The organism is uncultured Coprobacter sp. (assembly GCF_947855755.1).
In the GTDB taxonomy this organism is placed as follows: Bacteria; Bacteroidota; Bacteroidia; order Bacteroidales; family Coprobacteraceae; genus Coprobacter.
Window position 1 is genome coordinate 1 of the sequence record NZ_CANUAR010000051.1, and the last position, 5,824, is coordinate 5,824.

Below are 5,824 nucleotides of genomic sequence, written 5' to 3' on the forward strand. Positions count from 1 at the left end.
GGGCATCATCGATGACCAAAGCGGAGACCTGTTCCACACTCAAGGACGGATCAATATTTAGTAGTGCAGCATAATCAGGATTGGACAGAATAGTACCATACTGTGCTGTCATGATGGCACCAGCGGAGCTTCCCATAAGAATGATATTGTCCATATTGATGTGATACTCATTTTTGTGTTTCTGAATGAATTGGATGACCTCATTCATCTGTACAAGTGGAATTGGAAAATGATAATCTGGAACAAGAGCATAATCTACATTGACGATATTATAGCCTTGTGCACATAGGTCGTCGATTAGTGCAGTGGCTTCACTCACAGCTAACGGATCACCCATGTTTTTGCTTCCTCCAAAGAAGCCGCCACCATGAAAATAGAATAAGGTGGGTCTATCAAATTCCACATTCGAATCAGAATACGTGATGTCCAAGAAACTGTTGGGATATTCTTTGCCATATGCAATGTCGCTAATCTTGTACTGACCATTTTCCATTACACCTTCACTTGGTGTGTTTAATGGTTTAAATGAATTGGGACTGCTATCACCATACATACCTTTTTGAATGATCCCAATAAGAAGTTGAGGATGAGTTGTAACAAGCAAATAGGAACCAGCTGCGAGAATCAGCAAGACACAAATAATGAAAACTATTATTTTAAGTATTTTATGTACTTTGTTTTTTTTCATATAGGCTCTCCTTAAATTTTATAGCAGAATGTTTTTTATGATAATGTACATATTGTTATATTTTATTTCTGTAACATGTTATGAAATTTAGAGAGACATAACCTTTTTTCTCTATGTGCTAACTATATTAATTTGAAAAGATGATTTCAATATTATGATATATAATATATAGAGACAATAAATGCTTATACTAACTTTTGTGTATTATAAACATTTATTGTATGCAGAATAAAATCAATACTAAAAAATACATAACGACTTTCACTCATATAAAGTTGTTTTCAGAGAAGATTTGGAGAATAAAATGCAACCAGAAAATAAAAAAACCACTTATCAAAATAACTGTCAATGAAACTGTTTAGGTTTCTGGAGCCAACATTTCAATTCGTTTTTGTCATTTTCATTACAAAAAACGAGGTCATTGCCTTTGAATTGATACTCCTTTACTTATATAAATTTTGATGTGTATTAGGAATCTGATTGAAAAAGATGTTTTGCTCGGGAATGTGCAGTTAATAGAACAAAATAGGAAAAGATTAAAAAGAATGGAAGATACCACATGCCAAACTTTTGTCCAAGAATACCGAACAATGCTGGTATCAGCATAATCCCTAGATATGAAACAGCCATCTGTATCCCCATAACGCTTTGAGAAATATTTTCTCCAAAATTTTCAGGGGTTAAATAGTTTAGGTTGGGAAATAACGGTCCGTTACCGAATCCTATCAAGAAAAAACCCAAAACAGATGTTATCAGGGAAGGCATAAAAATTAAAAGAATTCCAAATCCAAGAATAATTTCTCCAAATCGAATAATTTCCCAGCTATGTATCTGTACAGCTAACAAACCTGAACAAAATCGCCCCAGCGTGAGACCGATATAATATAACATAACTACTTGAGCAGCATTGGCCATCGGCATATGTTTATTTTCAACAAGAAATGTACTGCACCAATTCCCACAGGTATATTCTATTCCGCAGGACATTATAAACATGCAGCAGATTTCTTTAACTCCTGTAATCCTAACCATTTTGCGAAAAGAAAGAGTGTATTCATGATGTGCAGAAGTAGTGGATACTGAAATTTTCATTTTGCCCCAAATGGCTATTGTAGCTATCAATAATAATAAAATTGCAAACTGGATACTGGCGGCAACCTGATATCCACTATGCCAGTTTCCTTCTGTTCCAATAATTCTCGACAAGATATATGGGCTAGCCGAAACACCTATGCCATAGAAGCAGTGTAGAAAACTCATGTGTATAGCAGAATAATGGAGAGTAACATAATTGTTAAGTGCAATATCAATTGCCCCTGCTCCTAATCCAAGTGGTAAGGCACAGATACATAACAAGCAAAGGTTATTAGAAAAGGAAAACATCAATAATGCAATTGCCGTTAATGCTGTGCTAAATATGCAAATAATCCCCGTTCCAAATCGAGAAAGTAATAATGAGCTTAAAAGACTGGAAATAATAGTTCCGCATGATATTATAATTGTCACAAAACTTCCATAAGAAATTGGCAAAGCTAGTTCAGAATAAATAGCTGGCCAGGCTGTCCCAAATAGTGAATCAGGAATCCCTAAACTAATAAAAGCAATGTAAATAATAAGTAATAACAATGTTGCCATTTCAAACTTCCTTTTTTTTTAAAGTAATTTAAATATTTTATCTTTTTGCACGGCTTTTTACATCGCCAACTTTAAGAATTATCGTACAACTAACCATAAGCAAGAACATAATCAGTAGGAATTTCGGAAAGGCGGCAATTCCAGTAAAGGTCATCACTGCACCGAAAAGAACCGGTGTTAGAAGAATACTAAGATTAGAAAACGCCATCTGAATTCCAATGATAGATTGTGAAGTGTCTTTGCCATATAGTTGGGGAGTAAGATGTGTTATATTAGGAAAAATAGGACCATTACCCAAACCAATCAAAAATAATCCAATTGTAGTGATAATCACGTTATTTTGTATTATCAATAAAATAATTGCCACAAATATAATAATCTGTCCAGAAAAAATAATTTGCCAGTCAGAATATTTTATTGTCAGCATTCCAGCAAGAAACCGACCAAAAGTCATACCGATAAAATAGAAAGTGATTAAGGCAGCAGCATTATCTACAGACATCCCCACACTTTCGGATAAAAAAGTACTCCCCCATATTAAGCAAGTAGATTCTAAGGAGCTAATTCCCAAAAACACACCGCATGATGCCCAAATTTTTTTTCGTTTTAGCATTTGAGACAAAGATAGTACCCGAATATGTTCCTCCTGCAACTGCGACTGTTTCACCTTTTTCCAGATTGGAAGACTCATTACAGACAAAGCCACAATGGCAAACTGAATGAAAAAAACAGTTTTATAACCACCACGCCAATTCATATTGTTTGATAATGCAAGTGACATTAAGTAAGGACTAACTGTAACACCGACTCCATAAAAACAATGGAGAAAATTAATCTGCATAGATGTGTAGTGCAAAGCCACATAATTGTTTAATGCAGTATCAATAGAGCCTGCACCAATTCCCAAAGGAATCGCACAGATACACAGCCATAGAAAACTATGTGAGCAAGAGAACCCAAGCAAAGCAATAGCTGTTAGGCTTGTTGAAAATACTGTTACGTATGGAGTACCTAGCTTTGCGATGATTCGTGTGCTAAATAAACTTGAGAGAACTGTTCCACATGAAATAATTGCCGAGATGAAACTAGCGTAGGAAACGGGAACGGATAATTCACTATAAATAGCTGGCCAGGCTGCACCAAGAAGAGAATCTGGAATCCCCAGACCAATGTAAAAGATATAAATAAAAACAAGTAAAATCGTTGCCATATATGCACCTCCATATTTCCACACGTAATTTTATCACAAGAAATGGACTGCTTATATAGCTTTTCTACTCAAATTATAGTATTATTTACCCATACAAGAGAGGAGCATTCTATGGAACAATTAATACTCGACCATACGCTAAAAGAGAAACTTTCTTTTCCGGACTCTTCGTTCCCTATACAATTTTATGTTGATGACTTGCATCAATGGCCAGATTGGCAAGTACCACTACATTGGCATTTTGGATATGAAATTTTTTCTGCTATCAATCAAAAAGTCATGATACAGGTTGGTGAAAAATGTTTGTCTCTTTTGCCTGGAGAGAGCATTTTGATTGGAGGGAGACAATTACACAAATATAGTTTAACTGATTCAACCAAGGAATGTTTGTGTCCGAACATCGTCTTTACTGAGAATATATTAGCCCCATTAACAAGCACAATTTTTCAAAAATATTTTTCGCCCATACTCAATGATTCTAGCCTACCGTATATAAAATTTTCACAATGTGTATCATGGCAAAAACAAATGCTATTATACCTCTTCCGAGTTTATGAAATACTTAGTGACACAACAACTCATGCTATACTAGATTGTAGTACTTTCTTATCAAAAAAAAGCATTTCAGAATGTCCAGAATTGGAAGTCCATCAAAATTTATTGGAATTTTTCAAAATACTGTATAGCCACAAATCTGAACTTCATCACTCAAAAATACCTCCCCCAGATTCTAAGACACAAATTCGGATGCAAAAAATGCTTCAATATATTCAAAAACACTTTTCCGAAACAATTTCACTTGAAGATCTTGCGGCATCTGCTAATATCAGCCGAAGCGAAGCTGGAAGATGCTTCCAAAGATATTATGCTGATACTCCAATGTCTTACTTGATTCGCTATCGTCTGCAGCAGGCTCAAAGACTTTTATTAACATCAACACTATCTGTTAAGGAAATCAGTTGCAAATGTGGTTTTTCCGACATAAGTTATTTTATCAAGGTTTTTCGAAAGCATATGAATCAAACACCTTCTGAATATCGAAAAATATATCACATAATACAAAAAATTTGAAAATTCAAATATTCGTAAAATAACGACCGTTAATTTTTATATTTCATATTCTTATATTATCAAAACAATATAATATAATTTTTACACTAAATATAACAACATTAAATTTAATACTAATCTTTTGAATATATTAACACTTGTAAAATATATAAAAAAGTCATATTATAATATTAACAGTACCTCACACATCTCGTTTTAATGAGAAATATGTGAGGTCTTTTTTTAAGGAGGGTTTATTTTTATGGAGAATATAAATTTATATGATATTTTTAAACAGTATTCATATTCTGACCTGAAACAACTATTTAAAACCGCAAAAACCAAAGAAGAACAGGATTTTTATATGGCTTTAGCAAATATTGTACTTCAAAAACAGCAATTAAAGGTAATAGGTGAATAATATTATGCCAACATATACAATATTTGCAGGTGTAAACGGTGCTGGTAAAACATCTATATATCAATCTATTTATTATCAGGAAAATAAAAACGAAAAGAGAATAAATACTGATGAAATGGTTGCCAGAATAGGCTCATGGAAAGATAATAATCTACAAATTAAGTGCGGTAGAGAGGCTGTAAAACTTATAAGAGAATACATAAATGGTAATATCTCTTTTAACCAAGAAACAACTTTATGTGGCAGTAGTATAATAAAAAATATAAAAATAGCCAAAGAAAAGGGTTTTTATATTGTTTTAAATTATATAGGTGTTGAAAATCCAGAAATCGCAAAAGAAAGAGTAAAAATCAGAGTAAGCAAAGGTGGTCATGGTATCCCAGAGCAAGATATAGAAAAAAGATACTATGAATCACTTCAAAATCTTAATAAAGTTATAACTTTGTGTGATGAAGTAAATATATATGATAATTCTTATATGTTTAAAGATATAATTTATTATAGAAATGGTGATTTAATCTGGAAAGACAACGCTATTCCAAGTTGGGCAAAGTTTTTATTTTAAGCAAAAAGCAAGACTTTTATTAGTTTTGCTTTTTTGTTTATATTTATAATATTTTTTTGTATAAAAAAAGTCGAATGTTTTTTCTTTACTTTTAAATATAATAGTAGTATAATAATCGTACTGAGAAATAGATAATAGAAGGAGTATTATATGCCAAGACCTAAAGGACTAAATAACAAAGTCAAAATATCCATATCTATGAACCCAGATATTAAACGCCTTTTGTCTGAAGTTGCATGGGATAAAAGATTAAAT

At 32.7% G+C, this 5,824-nt stretch carries 6 protein-coding genes; 3 read left to right on the forward strand and 3 right to left on the reverse strand.

Annotation, left to right across the window (positions count from 1 at the left end):
• From Q0093_RS14630 to Q0093_RS14640, 3 genes are all read right to left on the reverse strand, one after another.
• On the reverse strand, positions 1-688 hold a 688-nt coding region (locus Q0093_RS14630; RefSeq protein WP_297931954.1), incomplete at its 3' end, for an alpha/beta hydrolase.
• Between the two features lie 468 nt (positions 689-1,156).
• A complete protein-coding gene (locus tag Q0093_RS14635; protein ID WP_297931956.1) occupies positions 1,157-2,323 on the reverse strand; it encodes a sugar MFS transporter in 1,167 nt (388 codons plus the stop codon).
• A gap of 37 nt (positions 2,324-2,360) precedes the next feature.
• The gene (locus tag Q0093_RS14640; RefSeq protein WP_297931958.1) at positions 2,361-3,533 is read right to left on the reverse strand and encodes a sugar MFS transporter; all 1,173 of its coding nucleotides are present in this window, start codon (positions 3,531-3,533) and stop codon (positions 2,361-2,363) included.
• Between the two features lie 111 nt (positions 3,534-3,644).
• On the opposite strand from Q0093_RS14640, the gene Q0093_RS14645 reads away from it, so the two are divergent.
• From Q0093_RS14645 to Q0093_RS14655, 3 genes are all read left to right on the forward strand, one after another.
• Positions 3,645-4,604, forward strand: a complete 960-nt coding sequence (locus Q0093_RS14645; RefSeq protein ID WP_297931960.1) for an AraC family transcriptional regulator — start codon at positions 3,645-3,647, stop codon at positions 4,602-4,604.
• Positions 4,605-4,845: 241 nt separating this feature from the next.
• Positions 4,846-5,004 carry a hypothetical protein gene (locus Q0093_RS14650; RefSeq protein WP_297931962.1) on the forward strand — a complete coding sequence of 53 codons (159 nt, stop codon included), beginning with the start codon at positions 4,846-4,848 and terminating at the stop codon, positions 5,002-5,004.
• 4 nt (positions 5,005-5,008) lie between these two features.
• The gene (locus Q0093_RS14655) at positions 5,009-5,569 is read left to right on the forward strand and encodes a zeta toxin family protein (RefSeq protein WP_297931964.1); all 561 of its coding nucleotides are present in this window, start codon (positions 5,009-5,011) and stop codon (positions 5,567-5,569) included.
• Positions 5,570-5,824 lie beyond the last annotated feature (255 nt).

Excerpts from the sequence above, each read along its gene's own strand:
- Q0093_RS14655 (WP_297931964.1), top strand. The coding sequence starts at position 5,009 with ATGCCAACATATACAATATTTGCAGGTGTAAACGGTGCTGGTAAAACA.
- Q0093_RS14650 (WP_297931962.1), top strand. The coding sequence starts at position 4,846 with ATGGAGAATATAAATTTATATGATATTTTTAAACAGTATTCATATTCT.
- Q0093_RS14645 (WP_297931960.1), top strand. The coding sequence starts at position 3,645 with ATGGAACAATTAATACTCGACCATACGCTAAAAGAGAAACTTTCTTTT.
- Q0093_RS14640 (WP_297931958.1), bottom strand. The coding sequence starts at position 3,533 with ATGGCAACGATTTTACTTGTTTTTATTTATATCTTTTACATTGGTCTG.
- Q0093_RS14635 (WP_297931956.1), bottom strand. The coding sequence starts at position 2,323 with ATGGCAACATTGTTATTACTTATTATTTACATTGCTTTTATTAGTTTA.